Consider the following 20544-nt stretch of genomic DNA (forward strand, 5'->3'; position numbering starts at 1 on the left):
TGAAGACTCTTCTTGCCGATCCGGCGGTGGCCGGTTCGCAACGGTTGAAAGCGGTAGCGTCCATGCGTATTACTCTTGAGCGGTCGAACCTTCTGAAATCGCTGAACCACGTCCACCGGGTCGTCGAGCGACGCAACACGATCCCGATCCTGTCCAACGTCCTGCTGCGCGCATCCGGCGCCAATCTGGACATGAAGGCGACCGACCTCGATCTCGAAATCACCGAAGCGACACCGGCCATGGTGGAGCAGGCAGGCGCCACCACCGTGCCGGCGCATCTGCTTTATGAAATCGTGCGCAAGCTGCCGGACGGTTCCGAAGTGCTTCTGGCCACCAATCCGGACGGCTCATCGATGACGGTTGCCTCCGGCCGTTCGAAATTCTCGCTGCAATGCCTGCCGGAAGGGGACTTCCCCGACCTCACGGCCGGCACCTTCAGCCACACCTTCAAACTGAAGGCGACCGATCTGAAGATGCTGATCGACCGGACGCAATTTGCGATCTCGACCGAAGAAACGCGTTATTACCTGAACGGCATTTTCTTCCATACCATCGAAAGCAATGGCGACCTGAAGCTGCGCGCCGTCGCGACCGATGGCCACCGCCTGGCGCGCGCCGATGTGGATGCGCCTTCCGGTTCCGAAGGCATGCCGGGCATAATCATTCCGCGCAAGACCGTCGGCGAGTTGCAGAAGCTGATGGACAACCCCGAGCTGGAAGTCACCGTCGAAGTCTCGGATGCGAAAATCCGCCTGACCATCGGTTCGGTCGTTCTGACCTCGAAGCTGATCGACGGCACATTCCCGGATTATCAGCGCGTGATCCCGACCGGCAACGACAAGGAAATGCGGGTCGATTGCCAGACCTTCGCGCAGGCTGTCGACCGCGTCTCGACCATTTCTTCCGAGCGCGGCCGCGCCGTGAAGCTCGCGCTCACCAACGGCCAGCTGACGCTGACCGTCAACAACCCGGATTCGGGAAGTGCTACGGAAGAAGTGGCTGTCGGTTACGACAATGATTCGATGGAAATCGGCTTCAACGCCAAATATCTCCTCGACATCACCTCGCAGCTTTCCGGCGACGACGCGATTTTCCTGCTGGCCGACGCCGGCTCGCCGACGCTCGTTCGCGACACCGCTGGCGACGATGCGCTTTATGTTCTGATGCCGATGCGCGTTTGAAACGGGACTTTTTTGCAGGTTTCATCAAAAAAGCCGGTGGAACGCTTCACCGGCTTTTTTTGATTCGGCGACGGTGTATTTCAAACCGTACGCGAATTTTTCCAGTTACGACATTTTGCCTTGTTTTTGCGCCAAATGGGATCAACATTGCGTAACAGTTTTTTGACAATGACCAAAAGCATCTGAGGGAACTATGGCACTTAACCTGAAGCAACGGCTTGAACAGAAATTTGAAGAAGAAATCCGCTTTTTCAAGGGCATGGTCAGCCAGCCGAAAAAAGTCGGTGCCATTGTGCCGACATCGTCCATCACGGCGAAAAAAATGGCGAGTCTCATCAATCCCCATTCCGGCCTGCCGGTTCTCGAACTCGGCCCGGGCACCGGTGTCATCACCAAGGCCATTCTGGCGCGCGGCATCAAGCCGGAGAACCTGACCGCCATCGAATATTCGACCGATTTCTACAATCAGCTCCTCAAGAGCTATCCGGGCGTCAATTTCGTCAATGGCGACGCCTTCGATCTCGATGCGACGCTTGGCGAACACAAGGGCCAGATGTTCGACAGCGTCGTCTCCGCCGTGCCGATGCTGAATTTCCCCATGGCCGCCCGTATCAAGCTTCTCGATGAATTGCTGAAGCGCGTGCCCCATGGCCGCCCCGTCGTGCAGATATCCTACGGTCCGATTTCCCCCATCGTCGCGCAGCCGCATCTCTACCACATCCGCCATTTCGATTTCATCGTGCGCAATATTCCGCCGGCGCAATTGTGGACCTATACGCGGGCCTGATCTTCGACAGAGTGCGGGAACCCGTCATTTCCCGGTCGTGACGAATGGTTAGGGTGTCGATTTGCCCTTTCCATCGTCCTTGAGGACCGATTGTCATGCATGCGCTCTACATCACCCATCCCCAGGTCAAGATCGATCCGGCTGTTCCCGTTCCCGAATGGGGGCTTTCGGACAGGGGTGCCGAGCGGACGCGCGAGGCAAGCCGCCTGCCCTGGGCGCGGTCATTACGCCGCATCGTTTCCAGCGCCGAGACCAAGGCGATCGAAACCGCCCGCATCCTGGCTGAAACCTCCGGGGCGGAAATGGACATCGTCGAGGCGATGCATGAAAACGACCGGTCCGCCACCGGTTTTCTGCCGCCGCCGGAATTCGAAAAGGCGGCGGACTGGTTCTTCGCCCATCCCGAGGAAAGCTTTCACGGCTGGGAGCGTGCAATCGACGCGCAGGCGCGGATCGTCGGGGCGGTCAAAGCCGTTCTCGGCCGGCACGACCCGCAGCAGCCAATCGCCTTTGTCGGACATGGTGGCGTAGGTACGCTTCTGAAATGCCATATCGAAGGCCGCGGCATCAGCCGCAGCAAGGACCAGCCGTCCGGCGGCGGCAATCTCTTTCGCTTCTCCATCGCCGACTTTTCACTTGCAGCCGCGTCCCCCACATGCGACTGGACGGCAATGGAAACATGGCAGGGATAAGACAATGACCGCGCGCGAAAAACTCATCGTCGGGCTGGATGTTCCGACTGTGCAGCAAGCCGAAGACATCGTGTCGAAAATCGGCGACGAGGTTCTGTTCTACAAGATCGGTTATCAGCTGGTCTTTGCCGGCGGTCTCGAATTTGCGCGCGACCTTGTCCAGAGCGGCAAGAAGGTCTTTCTCGACATGAAACTGCTCGATATCGACAATACCGTCGCCTCCGGCGTCGAAAACATCGCCCGCATGGGCATGTCGATGCTGACGCTGCATGCCTATCCCAAAGCGATGCGCGCCGCCGTCAAGGCCGCCGAAGGCTCCGGCCTCTGCCTGCTGGGCGTCACCGTGCTGACGTCGATGGACGACGTCGATCTCGCCGAGGCAGGTTATGCCTCTGACGCCCGTTCGCTGGTGCTGCGCCGGGCGGAGCAGGCACGCGAGGCTGGCATGGGCGGCATCGTCTGTTCGGCGGAAGAATCGACCGCCGTGCGCGAAATCCTCGGCCCGGACCTTGCCGTCGTCACCCCCGGCATTCGCCCGGCCGGCGCGGATCTCGGCGATCAGAAGCGGGTGATGACGCCCTACGACGCCATCAAGGCCGGATCGAGCCATCTGGTGGTCGCCCGCCCGATCGTCAGGGCGGAAGACCCGAAAGCGGCGGCCCGCGCCATTCTTGACGACATGCTGCGCGCCAGCTTTCCGGCCAATCAGTAACGACAATCGGAGGAGATGAAATGGCAAAGGGATACTGGATCGCCCGCGTCGATGTGCGCGATAGTGAGCGTTACAAGGACTATGTCACGACGGCTAAGCCCGCTTTCGAGCGGTTCGGCGCCAATTTCCTGGCCCGTGGCGGCGCGCTGACCGAGCTGGAGGGCAAGGCGCGTGCGCGCAACGTCATCATCGAGTTCCCGTCGGTGCAGCACGCCATCGACTGCTATAATTCTCCCGAATATCAGGCCGCGGCCAAAATCCGCCAGGAAGTCGCGGATGCGGAGATGATGATCGTCGAAGGAATTTGACGTCCGTCAACCGCATTTCCCAAACCGTCTTCCAGCCTCGCGACAACATCTCTTCACGCGCGCGCGGCTTTGGGCTAAGAGACTGAAAAACGCTTTATCGACAGCTTCTGAGGAGCCTCCCATGACCTTGGCCAACCTTCCACCCCTCGTCACCGTTTTCGGCGGTTCGGGTTTTGTCGGGCGGCATGTCGTGCGGATACTTGCGAAGCGCGGTTATCGCATCCGCGTCGCCGTACGCCGCCCGGATCTCGCCGGGTTCCTGCAGCCGCTCGGCAATGTCGGCCAGATTTCCTTCGCCCAGGCGAACCTGCGTTATCGCGATTCCATCGTCAAAGCCGTGGAAGATGCCGACCATGTGGTCAATTGCGTCGGCATCCTGACCGAAAGCGGCCGCAACACCTTTGACGCCGTACAGGAATTCGGTGCGAAAGCCATTGCCGAGGCGGCCCGCGATGCCGGCGCCACGCTGACGCATATTTCCGCCATCGGCGCGGATGCCGGTTCGCCGACCGGTTATGGCCGCACCAAGGGCCACGCCGAGGCCGCCATCCATTCCATTCTGCCTGGCGCCGTGATCCTGCGCCCGTCGATCATTTTTGGACCGGAAGACGATTTCTTCAACAAGTTCGCAAAAATGGCCCGCAGCATGCCGTTCCTGCCGCTGATCGGTGGCGGGAAAACCAGGTTCCAGCCGGTCTATGTCGAGGATGTCGCGGAAGCCGTCGCCCTTGGCGTCGATGGCAAGCTGAAGCCCGGCGCGATCTATGAACTCGGCGGTCAGGATGTCATGACGTTCCGTGACTGTCTCGAGGCGGTTCTTGCCGCGACCTACCGGGAGCGTCCCTTCGTCAACCTGCCCTTCGGCGTCGCGTCGATGATTGGCAAGATCGCTTCAATGGTGCCGCTGATTGCGCCGCCGCTGACGCCCGATCAGGTGACCATGCTGAAAAAGGACAATGTCGTTTCCACCGACGCCGAAAAGAACGGCCTGACGCTGGAAGGCATTGGCATCACCCCCGTTCGCGTCGCGTCCATTCTGCCTTCCTACATGGTGCAATACCGCCCGCACGGCCAGTTCTCAAATGCCGGAAAAGCGGCCTGAAGCCCACCTTCAGCCTCATCGAACACAAACAAAGCGGGAGCCATTCCCGCTTTTTGTTTTTGCGCAATTCAATCGCAACCAAACCGCTATTTGTGCATTTTCCCCTCAACTGCAGGGGAGGTGTTGAATGAACCAGGGCTGTTTTGCAAAGCCGGGTAAAAGTTAACGGTGGTCCGGCCTCCACAGGCAAGCGTGGCACAAGCGCAACTGTGGAAAAGACTTCGTATTAACCCGGTATTCAACAAGCTGCTTTATTGATATTCGCCACATTCCAAACATATCCCGACCACTCAATTCACACACGGCGGCATGATCCGCGCGAACGAACGTCTGAAAGGCAATCATAAAATGGGCAGATCTATCGCACTCTTTTTTGCGTGTGCGGCTTTGGTGGTTCTGGCGGGTTCTTTCATGGCGCCGGGAACGGTTGCAGCGGGTAAGAGCGGTTGCGCTCCCGCCTATGGCGTCGACCCCTGCGCAACGGCTTCGATCAGCACCAACTGATCGGCCTTTAAAAGTTTCAAAGAAAAAGCGCCGCCGGTTCTCCGGGGGCGCTTTTTCTTTTTCTGTTCGTTCGTCGCGGGCGGAGATTATTCCCGCCCCTGGTTCAACCCAGAACCATGAGTGCGATCAGTCCCAGCGAACCGATGGCGATGCGCCACCAGGCGAAGGGTGCAAAGCCCCGCCGCGATACGAAATCCAGCAGGGAGCGAACAACGAAGAGGCCCGAGACGAAAGCGGCGATGAAACCCACGGCGATCAGCGCACCGTCATCGAAGCTCAGCGCATCGCGGTTCTTGTAAAGATCGAGCGTGAAAGCACCGAGCATGGTCGGCATTGCCAGGAAGAACGAAAATTCGGCGGCGGAGCGCTTGTCCGTTCCCATCAGCAACGACCCGACGATTGTGGCGCCGGACCGCGACGTGCCGGGAATCATCGCAAGGCATTGGAAGAGGCCGATCTTGAAGGCAAGCGACGGCGGATAATCCATGATGTCGGTATATTTCGGCTTCAGCGGCATGCGGTCGACGCCGAGCAGAATGACGCCGCCGATGATCAGCACCACGCAGATGAGCATCGGCGTTTCAAACAGCACGGTCTTGATGAAGTCATGCGCCAAAGCGCCGATTATCGCCGCCGGCAGGAAAGCGAGAGCGACGGCCAGCACGAAACGGCGCGCTTTCGCGCTTGTCGGCAGAGCGAGCGCAAGCGACACAAGCTTTTGAAAATAAACAAGAAGGATCGCAAGGATCGCGCCGAGCTGAATGAGAACGGCAAAGGTGTTGCCGGGTGATTTAAAGCCGAGGAAATGCCCGGCCAGCAGCACGTGCGCCGTTGAGGAGACGGGAATGAACTCCGTCAGACCCTCGATAATGCCCAGCAGAAGCGCGCTGATGATCGATTGGTCACCCATGAGGTATCCTTCTTTTCAGGGGGAAAGTGGCAATGGAAGGCAATTGCGTTAAACTTGTTTTAAAGTAGCCAAGCTCTTATAGCGTCTTGATGAAGCGAAACTGAAAAAGTTTTTCGGCAAATGCCGATCATGACAACCAATCGTAAAAATTGAGTACCGATGCCAACTCTCTATCACTCTCCGATGTCGACCGCATCCCGGTTCGTTCGTCTGATCCTCGCGGAATACGGGTTCCAGACCGATCTCGTGGAGGAGCAGCCGTGGGAAAGACGGCGGGAGTTTCTGGCGCTCAATCCGGCCGGCACCCTGCCGGTCTATCTGGACGACAATATGCGCTCGCTGAGCGGGCCCTATGTGCTTGCGGAATTTCTTGACGAAACGCATGGGGTTCTGAAGCGCGACCGTCGGCTTCTCGCCGAAGACCCGTTTCAGCGTGCGGAAATCCGCCGGCTGACGGAATGGTTTCTGCAGAAGATGGAAAACGACGTGACCCGGCCGCTGGTGCGGGAAAGGGTCTATAAATTGCAGATGACGGCGGCGCAGGGTGGCGGACCGCCGGATTCCAAGCTGCTGCGCACGGCCCGTAACAACATTCGCCAGCACATCAAATATCTGGAATGGCTGGCTGGCTCACGCACCTGGCTTGCCGGCGACCGGTTGAGCTATGCCGATCTTGCCGCTGCTGCCGCGGTCTCGGTGCTGGATTATCTCGGTGAGATCAACTGGCTCGAAGCGCCGATTGCCAAGGAATGGTATCAGCGGGTGAAATCCCGTCCTTCCTTCCGGCCGTTCCTCAGCGAACGCATTCCGCGCCTTGCCCCTTCCTCCCACTACGCCGATCTGGACTTCTGAGGTCTGGCCTCCCGGTTATTTGCTGTGGCCTGCGGTTTTATCTAAAGCATGTCGTTGTCCCGAAACCGCTGCACACTTTCGGGCGACATGCATTATATATGCCGCAGAATAACCCGCAGGAGAAACGACCATCGACGTCGCGAGCGAAAAGCAGCGAATACGCGCGCGTAAACTGACGGACTTCGTTCGTCAGGAAGCGCTTTCGCTCGGCTTCGATCTGTGTCGCATCACCGCGCCGGACAGCATTCCGCTCGCACCCGAACGGCTGAGACAGTTTCTCGACAATGGCTATCACGGTACGATGGCGTGGATGGAGGAAACCGAGGCCCGCCGGGCAGAGCCGAAAACGCTCTGGGGAGACGTGCGCTCCATCGTCATGTTCGGGCTGAACTACGGCCCCGAGGAAGACCCACGCGACCTGCTTTCCAAACCCGACAAGGCGGCCATTTCGGTCTATGCCCGCAATCGCGATTATCACGACATCATCAAGGGGCGGCTGAAGGAAATCGCTACCCGTTTAGCCGCGCGCGCCGGCGAGGATGTGAAAGTCTTTGTCGATACCGCACCGGTAATGGAAAAACCGCTTGCCGCCGCCGCCGGTCTCGGCTGGCAGGGCAAGCATACCAACCTTGTCAGCCGCACCCATGGTTCGTGGCTGTTTCTCGGTAGCATGTTCACCACGGCCGAACTCTGTCTTGACGAGGCTGAAAGGGACCATTGCGGCTCCTGCCGCGCCTGTCTCGATGCCTGTCCGACGGCCGCTTTCCCCGCGCCCTATCAATTGGATGCGCGCCGCTGCATCTCCTATCTCACCATCGAGCACAAGGGGCCGATCCCGCAAGAATTCCGGCCGATGATCGGCAATCGCATCTATGGCTGCGACGACTGTCTTGCCGCCTGTCCGTGGAACAAGTTTGCAGCGAGCGCCTCCGAGATGAAATTGCAGGCGCGCGAAGATCTGAAGGAACCCTCCATCGCCTTCCTGCTCACGCTCGATGACGCAGCCTTTCGCGGTTTCTTCAGCGGCTCACCCGTCAAGCGCATCGGCCGCAATCGCTTCATCCGCAATGTGCTGATCGCGGCGGGCAACTCGGCCGACCGGCAATTCGTGGAACGATGCAAGGCGCTTGCCGAAACCGACCCTTCGCCCGAAGTACGCGGCATGGCCGCGTGGGCTTTGTCGCGGCTTATGGACAGGGACGAATTCCGTACATACTCTGCCGGTCGCGCGCCGGAGCCTGATCCGGAGGCGGAAATGGAATGGCAACTGGCAGAGGCGTGACGCATGCATGTGATGATTTTTGGCGCGGGATATTCTGGGAAAGCCATCGCTAACGCGCTGAGAACCGAAGCAGCAAGCGTTTCCGGCACCACACGCAGTCAGGACAAGTTTCCAAACCTCACCGCCGCAGGCATGACGCCCTTCCTCTTTGATGGCGTTCAGCTCAATGACGAACTCGTCGCCGCAATGGGCAACATCACGCATCTCGTACAATCCGTCGCGCCGGGCAAGGATGGCGATCCGCTGCTTGCGCTTCTGGGTGGCGATCTGAAAAAGCTCACGCCCAATCTGAAATGGGTCGCTTATCTTTCCACCGTCGGCGTTTATGGCGACCATGGCGGCGCCTGGGTGGACGAGACAACGCCCTGCCGCCCGGTCTCCGCGCGATCCGTGGAACGGGTGGCTGCGGAAACCGCCTGGACTGCGGCAGCGGAAAAGGCGGATGTGCCGCTTGCCATCCTGCGCCTTTCCGGAATTTACGGCCCCGGACGCAATGCCTTCATGAATTTCGAGAAAGGAACGGCGCGGCGGCTGGTGAAGAAGGACCAGGTGTTCAATCGCATCCGGGTCGAGGATATCGGTGCCGCACTTGCCTTTCTGGCACGGAAAAACGAACGCGGCATCTTCAACGTGACCGACGAGGAACCCTGCCCGCCGCAGGATGTGGTGAGTTTCGCAGCAGCATTGATGGGGGTGGAACCGCCACCCGAGCAGGCCTTCGAGACCGCCGATCTGACGCCGATGGCGCGCTCTTTTTATGGCGAGAACAAGCGCGTTTCCAACGCCAGAATACGCAATCTCGGCTTCGATTTCCGCTTCCCGGAGTACAGGTTCTCCCTGAGACAATTGTGGGAAAACGGCCTCTGGCGAGGCTGAAAAATTCCCTCTCGAAAAGCGATGAAAAATCCTTCCAATCCCGCTTTTGCGGATGGTTTTCGTCTTATTTCAGCCAATTAGGATTTTATTAACCGTCCAAAAATCACTAAAATCGTAGTCATTAGAAAAATATTTCACTCACATTTCGTGAACTGGATTCACGAAGCCGTGACCCGCAACAGCATTTCCGTTATCCATTGATTCTGCGTTATTTTTTCCAGCTTTTGGCCGGGACGCCCTGCCGACAGCTTTCCGGCTAACGATCACGAATATTACATACTGTAACAGTTCGTGATTTGAGGTCAGCTTTTTTTCGCCATTTTTCCCTCGCCCTACAATCTCGCATCAAAAGGCGTTCAGGCCAGTTCATGGCCGTTTAGCAAGGGCACAATCAATCGGCGCGGGGCCGATTTTCAGGGAAGCACAGTTTGTTGAATATCCGTCGTATAACTTTCACCGCTGCAACTATCGCCGCCTGTTCCATCATTGCGCCTCTTCAGGCGAATGCGGCAAATGGTTGTGGAGGCGCATCGTGGTATGCGTTGACCTCCAAGACTGCTTCGGGCGAGCGCATGAACGCCGCCAACCTGACCGCCGCCCACCGCTCGCTGCGGTTCGGCACCAAGGTCAAGGTGACCAATGCGCGCAATGGCAAGGCCGTTGTGGTGCGCATCAATGACCGTGGGCCGTTCATCAAGGGCCGCGTTCTCGATCTTTCCAAGGCAGCCGCCAAGAACATCGGCATGATCAACTCCGGCACCGCCAAGGTCTGCTACGAGGTCGTCAAGGCCGATTGAGCCTTGCCCTCGCCGCCATTCGCGTCTACCAACCGGGCTTAGCACAAGAACGAGGTAGACAATGCGTTTAGGCGGGCGTTTGGCCGGAGCAATCGAAGTATTGGCGGATATTGATGGACGCAGGCGTCCCGTCGCCGATGCTCTGAAAGATTGGGGCCTTGCCCATCGTTTCGCCGGCTCCGGCGACAGGGCTGCAATCGGCAACATCGTCTATGACGCGCTGCGCATGAAACTGTCGCACGCCTGGCTGATGGATGACGACAGCGCTGCCTCGCTAGGTTATGCCGTGCTGCTGCGCCAATGGGGCAAAAGCTTTTCGGACCTTTCGGCGGAATTCGACGGCGACAAATTCGCCCCCGCCGCACCGGATGAACAAAGGCAGCAGGCCTTTCTGTCCCGTTCCCTCAGCGATGCACCGGCCCATATTCAGGGCGACATACCCGAATGGGTGCAATCCTCCTTCGAAACCGCCTTTGGCGAGCGCTGGCTCGCCGAGGCGCAGGCGCTGAATGAGCGGCCCACGCTTGATCTGCGCGCCAACACCTTGAAAGCGACGCGTGACAAGGTGCTGAAGGCTCTGGAGGAAAGCGGCGCAGAAGCCACGCATATCGCCCGGCAGGGCGTGCGCATTCCCGCCGGCGAAGGTCCTTCTCGCCTGCCGAACGTTACCGCCGAACTTTCCTTCCAGAAGGGCTGGTTCGAGGTGCAGGACGAAGGCTCGCAGATCGTTGCCGACCTTGCCGGCGCGCATGAAGGCGAACAGATCCTCGATTATTGCGCGGGCGGCGGCGGCAAGACGCTGGCCATGGCGGCCAGCATGAACAATAAGGGCCAGGTCCACGCCTTTGACGCCGACCGCAAGCGCCTTGCGCCGATCATCGAACGGCTGAAGCGGGCCGGCACGCGCAATGTGCAGGTGCACGACCGCGCCTCCGGCCTTACGCCGTTTCAGGAAAAATTCGACCGCGTTCTGGTGGACGCGCCCTGCACCGGCACCGGGACATGGCGTCGCCGGCCCGACACCAAATGGCGGCTGACGGCCCGCAATCTGGAAGAGCGCGTGCAGCAGCAGGGCGAGGCGCTTTCGCAGGCCAAGGGGTTCGTACGCCCGGGCGGAGAGCTGCTTTATGTCACCTGTTCCGTGCTTCCCGAAGAAAACGAACAGCAGGTAAGGCGTTTCTGCGCGGAAAATCCGGAATTTTCCATCGGCTCCGCACTGGAGCGCTGGCAGACGACTTTCGGCGGCAACGCGAATAAACCGCATTCTTCTGACGGCAAGACAGTGACGCTGACGCCTGCAACCACAGATACGGATGGCTTCTTCTTCTGCTTGATGAAACGCAAAGCATAACACCGTCTTTGCAAGCACTGATTTTACTTGGAAAACAACACCAGGTCTTGTTTCAAAGCATTCTAAACTAGAATGTTTGACACAAGTTTGTGATTGGGTCAGAACTCGCTTGCCGCGGCGCGAAGTCATTTCACGCCTGCCGAAGGAGAGGGATCATGATCCGCAAAACCATTCTCAGCGCTTCTTTTGCGCTTCTTGCCGCATCTGCGGCTTTCACCGCGCTTCCCGCCCGGGCCGCCACCGACGCGGCCGCCGTCGTCAAGCATTATGCCGATGTCGCGCATGCGAAATATGAGGATTCGCTGACCACGGCGAAGGCGCTGGACAAGGCCATCGATGCGCTGATCGCAACGCCGAGCGAAGAAACCCTGAAGGCCGCCCGGGAAGCATGGATCAAGGCCCGCGTTCCCTATCAGCAGTCGGAAGTCTATCGTTTCGGCAACCCGATCGTCGACGATTGGGAAGGCAAAGTGAATGCCTGGCCACTGGATGAAGGCCTGATCGACTATGTCGACGGTTCTTATGGCACGGAAAGCGACGAGAACGAGCTTCACGTTGCCAACATCATCGCCAATCCGAAGATCAAGATCAGCGGTGAAGAGGTCGACGCCTCCAAGATCACCCCCGAGCTGATCGAAAGCCTGCACGAGGCGGGCGACGTCGAAGCCAATGTGACGACCGGCTACCACGCCATCGAATTCCTGCTCTGGGGTCAGGATCTGAACGGCACCGGACCGGGCGCAGGCAACCGCCCCTACACCGATTACGACAAGGCGAAATGCACGAACGGCAATTGCGACCGCCGCGCCGATTACCTGAAATCCGCCTCGACCCTGCTGATCAAGGATCTTCAGGAGATGGTGGATGCCTGGGCGCCGGAAGGCGAAGCCACGAAAACGGTGGAAGCCGATCCGAAAGCGGGCCTGACCGCCATTCTCACCGGCATGGGTTCGCTCTCCTATGGCGAGCTGGCGGGTGAGCGCATGAAGCTTGGCCTTCTGCTGCACGATCCGGAAGAGGAGCATGATTGCTTCTCCGACAACACCTACAATTCGCATCTTTACGACGCGATCGGCATCGCCTCGGCCTATACCGGCGACTATACCCGCGTGGACGGAACGAAGATGACGGGCGCCTCGCTGTCGGAACTGGTCGGCGCCAAGGACAAGGCACTGAACGACGAGATGCTGGCGAAGCTGAACAAGACGCTCGACGCCATGCATGCCATGGAAAAGCGCGCGCAGACCGTCGAGGCCTATGACCAGATGATTGGCGAAGGCAACAAGGAAGGCAACGCCGTGGTTCAGACGGCCATCGACGGCCTTCTCGACCAGACCAAGACTGTCGAACGCGTCATCGCGGCGCTCGATCTCGGCAAGATCGAGCTCGAAGGCTCCGACAGCCTCGACAATCCGAACGCCGTCTTCAAATAAGCGGTAAAACGGGTCGCAGGTCGCTGCGGCCCGTTACTTTTCACCCGCCCTTATTGTCATGCAATTTTTGCTGCCGCGGATCCGCAAGCCATTCTTCTTCGCCGGGGCAGCCTGCCTTGTGGCGTCGATGGCGCTTGCCGAACCGCTGCGCAACGATCTGACGGAGAAAGATCGAAGCCGCGTGCTGGCCGTGACTGCGCCAACGGCAGATTTTACTCGGCCGGAACCTTTCGAAGCCATGTCCGGCGGAGCAACAACCAGCACCAGCAAGGCCGACAGCGGCGCGTTCTCCCATCCTTCCGCTACAATGCCGCTCGAACGGAAGCAGGATTTCAAGCTCGGCAATGCACTGTTCCAGAAGCTCTGGGTCTCCTCTCCTTCCTCCACACAGGCCTCGGACGGGCTCGGGCCGCTCTTCAACGCTCGATCTTGCCAGACCTGCCATGTGAAGGATGGCAGGGGTCGACCGCCTCTTGCCGGAGAAGACGCCGTCTCGCTGTTTCTGCGGCTGGCGCGACCGGCCCGTGATGAACCCGAACGACAGGCCATTGCCAGCCACCAGACCTTAAATTTTCCCGATAATACCTATGGCCGGCAGCTTCAGAACCTGGCCATTCCCGGCCTCGCCGCCGAAGGCAAGCCGGTCATCACCTATACGGAAGAGCCCGTTCAGCTGGCGGATGGCGAGGTGGTGATGCTGCGCAAGCCCGACTATGCCGTGGCGAACCTGCAATATGGCCCGCTTGGCGCCGACACGACGCTTTCGGCGCGCATTGCCATGCCCACCCTCGGTCTTGGCCTGATCGAGGCCATTGCCGAGGCCGATATTTTGGCCCAGGCCGACCCGGACGACAATGATGGCGACGGCGTTGCCGGGCGTCCCGCATGGGTCAAAGACCATCGCACCGGCGAGGTGAAACTCGGTCGGTTTGGCTGGAAAGCGCAGAATGCGAGCGTGCGAGACCAGAGCGCCAGCGCCTTCTCCCACGATATCAGCATTTCCTCACCGGATGCGCCGAATGCCTATGGCGACTGCACGGACGTCCAGAAGGACTGTCTTGCCATGCCGACCGGCGTGCAGCTAAGGCTTGGGCCGGTGGAGGCGCCTGATCCGGTTCTCGATCTCGTGACCTTCTACACCGAAAACCTCGCCGTGCCGCGCCGCCGCAATGTCGATGATCCGACGGTTCTGCACGGAAAGCAGCTTTTCTACGCCTCCGGCTGTATGGCCTGCCACACCCCGAAATTCGTCACACGCCGCGACGCTGCCGACCCCATGCATTCTTTCCAGCTGATCTGGCCCTATTCCGATTTTCTGCTGCATGACATGGGCGAAGGACTTGCCGATGGCCAGCAGGTGGGCGAAGCCAGCGGACGGCAGTGGCGAACCCAGCCGCTCTGGGGCATAGGCCTGACGCAAAAGGTCAATGGCAACGGTTTTTACCTGCATGACGGGCGGGCGCGCAGCCTGACGGAAGCGATATTGTGGCACGGCGGCGAAGGGCAAAAAGCGCGCGACGCCTTTGCCGCCTTGCAAAAATCCGACCGGCAGGCTTTGCTGGCCTTTCTGGAGTCCCTTTGATGAAAAATGCCATGCGAAAAATTTCTGGCGTCATGTCCGTGCTGCTGCTTCTGACCACGCCGCCGGCAAGGGCGCAGGATGTGGAGCTGATGCCGCCGCCGCCGCTCGACCCGGTTGAGGTGCGAGGCGTGATGGAAAAGGCGGTGAACGGCTTCATCCGTCCCGGCTATGACCGCTTCCGGCAGTCGGCGGAGACGCTGGAAGGCCGCATGAAAGCTTTCTGCACCGCTCCCTCCGAAACGACCGCAGCGGCGGCCAAGGCGGCCTTTGTCGATACGGTGTCAAGCTGGTCGACCATTGAGATCGTGCGTGTCGGCCCTGTCATCGAGAAGAACCGTTTCGAACGCGTGCTTTATTATCCCGACAAGAAGGGTCTCGGGCTGAAACAGGTGCAGCGTTATCTCACCGAAAAGGATGAAAGCGTCACGAGTGCGGATGGCCTGAGCGGCAAGAGCGTTGCGGCGCAGGGGCTCGGCGCTCTTGAGTTCGTGCTTTACGGAACCGGAGCGGAAGAGTTGCTCGACAGGAAGGGTGATTTCCGCTGCCGCTATGGCGCCGCTATCGCCGGCAATATCGCCAATGTGGCAACGGAACTTTCTGACAGCTGGAATGCGACTGACGGCGCGCAGAAAAACTGGACGCAGCCCGGAGCGGACAACCCCGTCTTTCGTGACGAGCGCGAGGCGCTGGTCGCCCTGCTCGGCATTCTTGTCCATGGCTCCGAAGCCATTCGCGACCAGCGGATCGAAACCTTCTACAAGGGACCGGACAAGGCAAGATTTCCCCGCACCGCCATTTATTGGCGCTCCGGCCTGACATGGCAGAGCATTGCCACCAATATCGAGGCGGTTCAGACCCTGCTGCACACGGCGGATATGGTCGAACTCGTACCGCCCGATCAGCGCTCCATCGTCAACTCCATCGATTTCATCGCCAAATCGATGATCCGCGTTGCCGGGACCATCAATACGGATGTGCAAAAGGCGCTGGATCAGGACGATCAGCGCGCCAAGGTGGATTATCTGCTGCTCAATGGCAAAGACCTGATCTACCGCTTGAACGATCAATATGGCGGCGCCATTGGCCTCAGCTCCGGCTTCTCCTTCGCCGATGGGGACTGAGCCGATGATCTCCGGCACCAAACGGATGCTGATAGATCGGCGCAGCTTCATCAAAGCGGCGGGAGTTCCCTTCATCGCCGCGCTGGCTCCCCGTTCACTTTATGCGCTGGAGCGGACGGACGCGGTCTTTGCCTCCGCCTTCCGCGCCCGTGACGGGTCCTACGGCATTGCGACGGTAAGCGAACGCGGCGAGATCATCGACCGCGTCGCGCTTCCTGCCCGCGCCCATGGAATGGCGACGAGCCATGCAACCGGCATGACCGTGGCGTTTGCGCGCCGGCCCGGCACCTTTTTCATGGCCTTCGACCCCGCGCGGCGCGGCGAACCGATCGTGATGCACACGCCGGAAAACCGCCACTTCTACGGCCACGGGCAATTCTCCCCCAACGGGGCAATCCTCTATGCCAGCGAAAACGACTTCGACGGCAATCGCGGCGTTATCGGGCTCTATGACGCCCGCAACGGCTTTACCCGCATCGGCGAATATGATGCACAAGGCATCGGCACACATGACATGACGGTGAGCGATGACGGGCGGCTGATCGTGATCGCCAATGGCGGCATCGAAACCCATCCGGATTTCGGCCGAACCAAGCTCAATATCGACAATATGCAGCCGTCCCTCGTGCTTCTGGATGCGGCGACCGGGCAAGTGATCCAGAAACAAGCCATGCCGGCGCATCTGCGGCAGCTTTCCACCCGCCATGTCGATCTCGGCGATCACGGGCGTATCTGGTTCGCCTGCCAATATGAGGGACCGCGCAACGATCTCCCGCCGCTTGTCGGCCATTTCTCCAGGGGCGAAGCTCTCACCTTCGTCGATTTGCCGGAAGAAACGACGGTGCGCCTTGCCAATTATGTCGGGGCCATTGCCGTCAACCGGCGCGATGGGCTGGTGGGCCTGACATCGCCCAACGGCAACGCCGCCGTGACGCTGGATGCGAAAACCGGGCGCGTCGTTTCAGAGACGACCGTGCGGGAAGCGGCAGGCGTCGCGCCCGCCGCGAGAGGCATTGCGGTTTCTTCCTATGACGGATTTTTCGAGACCCGGCGCAGCGACGTGGCGTGGGATCAGCACATCGTGCGTCTGTCCAGCTAAAATACTGAAAAGACAGGGGAACAAAAGCACGGCCGGCGCATTTGACGGATCATGAGAAACCTTGCCGTCTATGTCGTTTTTGTGGTTGCTGTTGTTGCCGTGGGGGCGCTGATCGGCGTCAACAATGTGCCCGGCGAATGGTATCAATCGCTGCAGAAGCCTTTCTTCAATCCGCCCAACTGGATTTTCGGGCCCGTCTGGACCGCGCTTTACGTGCTGATCGGCATTGCCGGCGCACGGACATGGATCCGCAAGCCGATGGGAACGCGCATGCGGCTGTGGTTCACGCAGATGGTGCTGAACTTCCTGTGGTCTCCGATTTTTTTCGGAATGCAAAGCCCGGCGGGGGCGCTCGTCATCATCGTTCCGATGCTGATCTGTATCGTCGCCTTTATGGCGCTCACCTGCCGCCGTGACCGCATATCCATGTGGCTTTTCGTGCCCTATGCCGTATGGGTCGCCTTTGCCACGGTGCTGAATGCAAGCATCGGCATGTTGAACTAAATCCCCGCACCGCCCTTGCCTTGCCTGCCGCCACGCGCCATGTCAGTTTGCGATGAGGCAGAAGCAGGCGGGTAGGACATGGAGATCACGGATCCCGGCGATTTTCGTCAGCGGATAGAAAGAAGCTTTGCGCGGCAGGGCGTGGTGCAGGCGATTAACGCCGAGATCACCCGTATCGAACACCGGCTGGTGGAAATCGAGCTTCCTTTTCATGAAAAGCTGACGCAGCAGCACGGCATATTGCATGCGGGCGTCATCGCCGCCGGTCTGGATACGGCCTGCACCTATGCCGCTTATACGATCATCGAGCCGGAAGCCTCGCTGCTGACCATCGAGTTCAAGGTCAACCTCATGTCGCCGGGACGCGGCGAGCGGTTCCTGTTTCGCGGCGAGATCATCAAGCCAGGGAACAACCTGATCGTCGCCGATGGCCGCGCCTATGCGCTGTCCGACGGACCGGCGAAGCTGATCGCCTCCATGACGGGCACGATGATGGTGGTAAAGGGTCGCGAGGATATTACCGGATGAGCTACCGGCTTTTGCATGTTGCGGATAAATCCGTCCTCTTTGTCATGGCCGCTTCCCCCGAATACGGTCCCCATCTTCAGGCACGCATTGCGCCGCTGATGACCGGTATCGGCCCGGTCGAGGCGGCGATTGCGGTCACGGCCGTTCTTGCCGGTCTCGATGCGGCCGATCACCTGCCGGACCTCGTCGTTTCGCTCGGTTCGGCCGGTTCGCGGACGCTGGAGCAAACCGGCATCTATCAGGCGATTTCGGTTTCCTATCGCGACATGGACGCCTCCGCCTTCGGTTTCGAAAAGGGCTGCACGCCGCTGCTCGATCTGCCCGCCGAAGTGGCCTTGCCTTTTCGAATACCTGAAATTGCCGAAGCCCGGCTTTCCACGGGCGCCAATGTCGTTTCGGGTGAGGCCTACGGGCTGATCGACGCCGATATGGTGGAAATGGAAACCTTTGCGGTTTTAAGAGCCTGCCAGCGCTTCGGCGTACCGCTCGTCAGTCTGCGCGGCATTTCCGATGGCAAGGTGGATGTGAACCATGTGGACGACTGGACGGAGTACCTGCACATCATCGATGAAAAGCTGGCGGATGCCGTCCACCGGCTTTGCCGCGCCATCGAGGACAGCGTGATTGCCCTTTAGAACCTTGCGATTTTCGTAAATTTCCGCTGTTTGACGCCCGCTTCCGGGTTGCCTAAAGCCGCCATTTTCTTTAAAGGCTCGCCATGACCCAGATAGCCCATCCCGACAGCATTCTCATCATCGATTTCGGCAGCCAGGTGACGCAGCTGATTGCGCGCCGCATCCGCGAAGCCGGGGTCTATTGCGAAATCCATCCGTTTCAGAATGCCGCAGAGGCGTTCGAGAAGCTTCAGCCCAAGGGCGTGATCTTCTCCGGCGGCCCCGCATCTGTCACGGCGGAAGGAAGCCCGCGCGCACCGCAGGCGGTGTTCGACAGCAAGGTTCCGATCCTCGGCATCTGCTACGGCCAGCAAACGCTCTGCACGCAGCTCGGCGGTGTGGTCGAAGGTGGCCATGCGGCGGAATTCGGCCGCGCCGATATCGACATCAAGAAGGCGAGCCCGCTTTTCGAAGGCTTCTGGGAGCAGGGCAAGAGCTATCCCGTCTGGATGAGCCATGGCGACCGCGTGACGAAGCTGCCGGAAGGTTTCGAGGTCATCGCGACCTCTGAGAACGCACCTTTCGCCATCGCCGCGGACGAGACGCGTCACTACTACTCCACCATGTTCCACCCGGAAGTGGTGCATACGCCTGACGGCGGCAAGCTGCTCTCCAACTTCGTGCACAAGATCGTCGGGCTCAAATCCGACTGGACGATGGCGGCCTATCGCGCGGAAATGATCCGCAAGATCCGCGAGCAGGTCGGCACCGGCCGCGTGCTCTGCGCGCTTTCCGGCGGCGTCGACTCCTCGGTTGCGGCCATCCTCATCCATGAGGCGATCGGCGACCAGCTCACCTGCGTTTACGTCGATCACGGCCTGATGCGGCTTGGCGAAAGCGAGCAGGTCGTCGGCATGTTCCGCGACCATTACAATATTCCTCTGGTGCATGTGGATGCCGCCGACCTGTTCCTCGGCGAACTGTCGGGCGTTTCCGATCCGGAAGTGAAGCGCAAGACCATCGGCCGCCTGTTCATCGAGGTCTTCGAGGCCGAAGCGGCCAAGATTGCTGCCGATGGCAAGGGTGCACCGAATTTCCTGGCGCAGGGCACGCTTTACCCTGACGTCATCGAAAGCGTCTCCTTCTCCGGTGGCCCCTCGGTCACCATCAAGAGCCACCACAATGTCGGCGGCCTTCCCGAGCGGATGAACATGCAGCTCGTTGAGCCGCTGCGCGAACTCTTCAAGGATGAAGTGCGTGCGCTTGGCCGTGAACTCGGCCTGCCGGACAGCTTCATCGGCCGCCACCCCTTCCCCGGCCCGGGCCTGGCAATCCGCTGCCCCGGTGCGATTACCCGTGAGAAGCTCGATATTCTGCGCAAGGCGGATGCGATCTATCTCGATGAAATCCGCAAGGCCGGTCTCTACGACACCATCTGGCAGGCTTTCGCCGTGCTGCTGCCGGTGCAGACCGTGGGCGTCATGGGCGATTACCGCACCTATGACTTCGTCTGCGCGCTTCGCGCCGTGACCTCGGTGGATGGCATGACGGCGGATTTCTATCCCTACGACATGAATTTCCTCGGCCGCGCGGCAACCCGCATCATCAACGAAGTGCGCGGCATCAATCGCGTCGTCTATGACGTGACGAGCAAGCCGCCCGGCACGATTGAGTGGGAATAAGGACGATACTCGACATCGTCCTGTAAAGATGACGCCGCGACTAGTTCGCGGCGTTTCTGTTTTGCCGTGCGAGATAGATGATCTGGGCGGTCAGGCCAACCACGAGGATCGCCAGCAACCCTGCCTGAGCGCCGAGAAGCAGCGGCGATTTCAGGTCCGTAACCAGAGGGTGACCGTCTGGAACACGACGCAGGATTTCGCTCACCGTCGGGACCATCAAAAGAAACGCACTGATGCTGAGACAGATGGTTTCGATATATCTGGCCATGCGCGTTGAACCCAGAACGCCTTCGATGCCGTAACCTGCGAGCAGGAACAGGATGGTCAGGACGCCAACGCCGTAACTGATCGGCTGATGCGCCACGAGGAAGACCGTCGCAGCGCCAATGAGCATGGAGACAAGATAAAGAGTGCCTGGCGCTGATCGGGGAACGATTCGGCCGTGGCGGGCAAACATGTAAATGGCGGCGGGAATGGCCGGCAGGCTTCCAAGCGTATGGATCCAGCCGAGCGGAGAAATTCCGAACATGAGAGATTGCCTTTCTCGTCCAAAAGGACGTGGTGGTCCGGGAAGCAGTCCGTCATCGACAAATCTGCCAGCTTACTACGGTCTATTTTTTCGGTGGC

Annotated in this window: 21 protein-coding genes; 19 read left to right on the top strand and 2 right to left on the bottom strand. The window is 59.7% G+C overall.

The genetic code is table 11. The features are described 5' to 3' along the window. Positions 1-62: 62 nt before the first annotated feature. The 6 genes from dnaN to BTE54_RS02905 all read left to right on the top strand — a co-directional run bounded on the left by dnaN (position 63) and on the right by BTE54_RS02905 (position 4782). Positions 63-1181, top strand: a complete 1119-nt coding sequence (gene dnaN / locus BTE54_RS02880; protein WP_065654600.1) for a DNA polymerase III subunit beta — start codon at positions 63-65, stop codon at positions 1179-1181. Positions 1182-1374: 193 nt separating this feature from the next. Next, positions 1375-1968, top strand: a complete 594-nt coding sequence (gene pmtA / locus BTE54_RS02885; protein ID WP_078051356.1) for a phospholipid N-methyltransferase PmtA — start codon at positions 1375-1377, stop codon at positions 1966-1968. Positions 1969-2063: 95 nt separating this feature from the next. Further along, positions 2064-2660, top strand: coding sequence for a histidine phosphatase family protein (locus BTE54_RS02890; RefSeq protein WP_078051357.1), 597 nt, complete (start codon positions 2064-2066; stop codon positions 2658-2660). Positions 2661-2664: 4 nt separating this feature from the next. Next, positions 2665-3372, top strand: coding sequence for an orotidine-5'-phosphate decarboxylase (gene pyrF / locus BTE54_RS02895; protein WP_003503850.1), 708 nt, complete (start codon positions 2665-2667; stop codon positions 3370-3372). Between the two features lie 20 nt (positions 3373-3392). Beyond that, positions 3393-3680: a DUF1330 domain-containing protein gene (locus BTE54_RS02900; protein WP_065654603.1), complete on the top strand. Its 288-nt coding sequence runs from the start codon at positions 3393-3395 to the stop codon at positions 3678-3680. 121 nt (positions 3681-3801) lie between these two features. Next, a complete protein-coding gene (locus tag BTE54_RS02905; protein WP_078051358.1) occupies positions 3802-4782 on the top strand; it encodes a complex I NDUFA9 subunit family protein in 981 nt (326 codons plus the stop codon). Positions 4783-5389: 607 nt separating this feature from the next. Here BTE54_RS02905 and BTE54_RS02915 read toward each other — a convergent pair. Further along, positions 5390-6196, bottom strand: coding sequence for an undecaprenyl-diphosphate phosphatase (locus tag BTE54_RS02915; RefSeq protein ID WP_078051360.1), 807 nt, complete (start codon positions 6194-6196; stop codon positions 5390-5392). Positions 6197-6355: 159 nt separating this feature from the next. Here BTE54_RS02915 and BTE54_RS02920 point away from each other — a divergent pair, with 159 nt between their 5' ends. From BTE54_RS02920 to guaA, 13 genes are all read left to right on the top strand, one after another. Then, complete coding sequence (locus BTE54_RS02920; RefSeq protein WP_003520121.1) at positions 6356-7048, top strand: glutathione S-transferase family protein; 693 nt, start codon at positions 6356-6358, stop codon at positions 7046-7048. A 130-nt stretch (positions 7049-7178) separates the two neighbouring features. Beyond that, the gene (gene queG, locus BTE54_RS02925) at positions 7179-8330 is read left to right on the top strand and encodes a tRNA epoxyqueuosine(34) reductase QueG (protein WP_078051361.1); all 1152 of its coding nucleotides are present in this window, start codon (positions 7179-7181) and stop codon (positions 8328-8330) included. A 3-nt stretch (positions 8331-8333) separates the two neighbouring features. After that, positions 8334-9206: an SDR family oxidoreductase gene (locus tag BTE54_RS02930; protein WP_078051362.1), complete on the top strand. Its 873-nt coding sequence runs from the start codon at positions 8334-8336 to the stop codon at positions 9204-9206. 428 nt (positions 9207-9634) lie between these two features. Next, positions 9635-10003 (top strand): septal ring lytic transglycosylase RlpA family protein, encoded by a 369-nt coding sequence (locus tag BTE54_RS02935; protein WP_059759243.1) that lies wholly within the window; start codon positions 9635-9637, stop codon positions 10001-10003. Between the two features lie 61 nt (positions 10004-10064). Continuing rightward, a complete protein-coding gene (locus tag BTE54_RS02940) occupies positions 10065-11354 on the top strand; it encodes an RsmB/NOP family class I SAM-dependent RNA methyltransferase (protein ID WP_078051363.1) in 1290 nt (429 codons plus the stop codon). A gap of 155 nt (positions 11355-11509) precedes the next feature. Next, on the top strand, positions 11510-12787 hold the full coding sequence (locus BTE54_RS02945; protein ID WP_078051364.1) for an imelysin family protein: 1278 nt from the start codon (positions 11510-11512) through the stop codon (positions 12785-12787). Positions 12788-12845: 58 nt separating this feature from the next. Further along, complete coding sequence (locus BTE54_RS02950; protein ID WP_078051365.1) at positions 12846-14369, top strand: di-heme oxidoredictase family protein; 1524 nt, start codon at positions 12846-12848, stop codon at positions 14367-14369. Further along, positions 14369-15490 carry an imelysin family protein gene (locus tag BTE54_RS02955; protein ID WP_078051366.1) on the top strand — a complete coding sequence of 374 codons (1122 nt, stop codon included), beginning with the start codon at positions 14369-14371 and terminating at the stop codon, positions 15488-15490. The genes BTE54_RS02950 and BTE54_RS02955 overlap by 1 nt, the downstream gene beginning before the upstream one ends. Positions 15491-15494: 4 nt before the next feature. Beyond that, positions 15495-16589 carry a DUF1513 domain-containing protein gene (locus tag BTE54_RS02960; protein ID WP_078051367.1) on the top strand — a complete coding sequence of 365 codons (1095 nt, stop codon included), beginning with the start codon at positions 15495-15497 and terminating at the stop codon, positions 16587-16589. 51 nt (positions 16590-16640) lie between these two features. After that, complete coding sequence (locus tag BTE54_RS02965) at positions 16641-17093, top strand: TspO/MBR family protein (protein WP_078051368.1); 453 nt, start codon at positions 16641-16643, stop codon at positions 17091-17093. 78 nt (positions 17094-17171) lie between these two features. Beyond that, positions 17172-17621: a PaaI family thioesterase gene (locus tag BTE54_RS02970; RefSeq protein ID WP_078051369.1), complete on the top strand. Its 450-nt coding sequence runs from the start codon at positions 17172-17174 to the stop codon at positions 17619-17621. Beyond that, positions 17618-18256, top strand: coding sequence for a 5'-methylthioadenosine/S-adenosylhomocysteine nucleosidase (locus BTE54_RS02975; RefSeq protein WP_078051370.1), 639 nt, complete (start codon positions 17618-17620; stop codon positions 18254-18256). Before BTE54_RS02970 ends, BTE54_RS02975 begins: the two co-directional genes overlap by 4 nt. 83 nt (positions 18257-18339) lie before the next feature. Then, positions 18340-19917 carry a glutamine-hydrolyzing GMP synthase gene (guaA, locus tag BTE54_RS02980; protein WP_078051371.1) on the top strand — a complete coding sequence of 526 codons (1578 nt, stop codon included), beginning with the start codon at positions 18340-18342 and terminating at the stop codon, positions 19915-19917. A 40-nt stretch (positions 19918-19957) separates the two neighbouring features. Here guaA and BTE54_RS02985 read toward each other — a convergent pair whose 3' ends face one another. Further along, a complete protein-coding gene (locus tag BTE54_RS02985) occupies positions 19958-20446 on the bottom strand; it encodes a hypothetical protein (protein WP_065654663.1) in 489 nt (162 codons plus the stop codon). Positions 20447-20544: the final 98 nt, after the last annotated feature.

The organism is Agrobacterium sp. YIC 4121, assembly GCF_002008205.1.
Classification (GTDB): domain Bacteria; phylum Pseudomonadota; class Alphaproteobacteria; order Rhizobiales; family Rhizobiaceae; genus Agrobacterium; species Agrobacterium leguminum.

What these genes read in the sequence shown, in the direction of transcription:
- dnaN (WP_065654600.1), top strand. Translation starts at nt 63, where the DNA reads ATGCGTATTACTCTTGAGCGGTCGAACCTTCTGAAATCGCTGAACCAC.
- pmtA (WP_078051356.1), top strand. Translation starts at nt 1,375, where the DNA reads ATGGCACTTAACCTGAAGCAACGGCTTGAACAGAAATTTGAAGAAGAA.
- BTE54_RS02890 (WP_078051357.1), top strand. Translation starts at nt 2,064, where the DNA reads ATGCATGCGCTCTACATCACCCATCCCCAGGTCAAGATCGATCCGGCT.
- pyrF (WP_003503850.1), top strand. Translation starts at nt 2,665, where the DNA reads ATGACCGCGCGCGAAAAACTCATCGTCGGGCTGGATGTTCCGACTGTG.
- BTE54_RS02900 (WP_065654603.1), top strand. Translation starts at nt 3,393, where the DNA reads ATGGCAAAGGGATACTGGATCGCCCGCGTCGATGTGCGCGATAGTGAG.
- BTE54_RS02905 (WP_078051358.1), top strand. Translation starts at nt 3,802, where the DNA reads ATGACCTTGGCCAACCTTCCACCCCTCGTCACCGTTTTCGGCGGTTCG.
- BTE54_RS02915 (WP_078051360.1), bottom strand. Translation starts at nt 6,196, where the DNA reads ATGGGTGACCAATCGATCATCAGCGCGCTTCTGCTGGGCATTATCGAG.
- BTE54_RS02920 (WP_003520121.1), top strand. Translation starts at nt 6,356, where the DNA reads ATGCCAACTCTCTATCACTCTCCGATGTCGACCGCATCCCGGTTCGTT.
- BTE54_RS02930 (WP_078051362.1), top strand. Translation starts at nt 8,334, where the DNA reads ATGCATGTGATGATTTTTGGCGCGGGATATTCTGGGAAAGCCATCGCT.
- BTE54_RS02940 (WP_078051363.1), top strand. Translation starts at nt 10,065, where the DNA reads ATGCGTTTAGGCGGGCGTTTGGCCGGAGCAATCGAAGTATTGGCGGAT.
- BTE54_RS02945 (WP_078051364.1), top strand. Translation starts at nt 11,510, where the DNA reads ATGATCCGCAAAACCATTCTCAGCGCTTCTTTTGCGCTTCTTGCCGCA.
- BTE54_RS02950 (WP_078051365.1), top strand. Translation starts at nt 12,846, where the DNA reads ATGCAATTTTTGCTGCCGCGGATCCGCAAGCCATTCTTCTTCGCCGGG.
- BTE54_RS02955 (WP_078051366.1), top strand. Translation starts at nt 14,369, where the DNA reads ATGAAAAATGCCATGCGAAAAATTTCTGGCGTCATGTCCGTGCTGCTG.
- BTE54_RS02960 (WP_078051367.1), top strand. Translation starts at nt 15,495, where the DNA reads ATGATCTCCGGCACCAAACGGATGCTGATAGATCGGCGCAGCTTCATC.
- BTE54_RS02965 (WP_078051368.1), top strand. Translation starts at nt 16,641, where the DNA reads ATGAGAAACCTTGCCGTCTATGTCGTTTTTGTGGTTGCTGTTGTTGCC.
- BTE54_RS02970 (WP_078051369.1), top strand. Translation starts at nt 17,172, where the DNA reads ATGGAGATCACGGATCCCGGCGATTTTCGTCAGCGGATAGAAAGAAGC.
- BTE54_RS02975 (WP_078051370.1), top strand. Translation starts at nt 17,618, where the DNA reads ATGAGCTACCGGCTTTTGCATGTTGCGGATAAATCCGTCCTCTTTGTC.
- guaA (WP_078051371.1), top strand. Translation starts at nt 18,340, where the DNA reads ATGACCCAGATAGCCCATCCCGACAGCATTCTCATCATCGATTTCGGC.
- BTE54_RS02985 (WP_065654663.1), bottom strand. Translation starts at nt 20,446, where the DNA reads ATGTTCGGAATTTCTCCGCTCGGCTGGATCCATACGCTTGGAAGCCTG.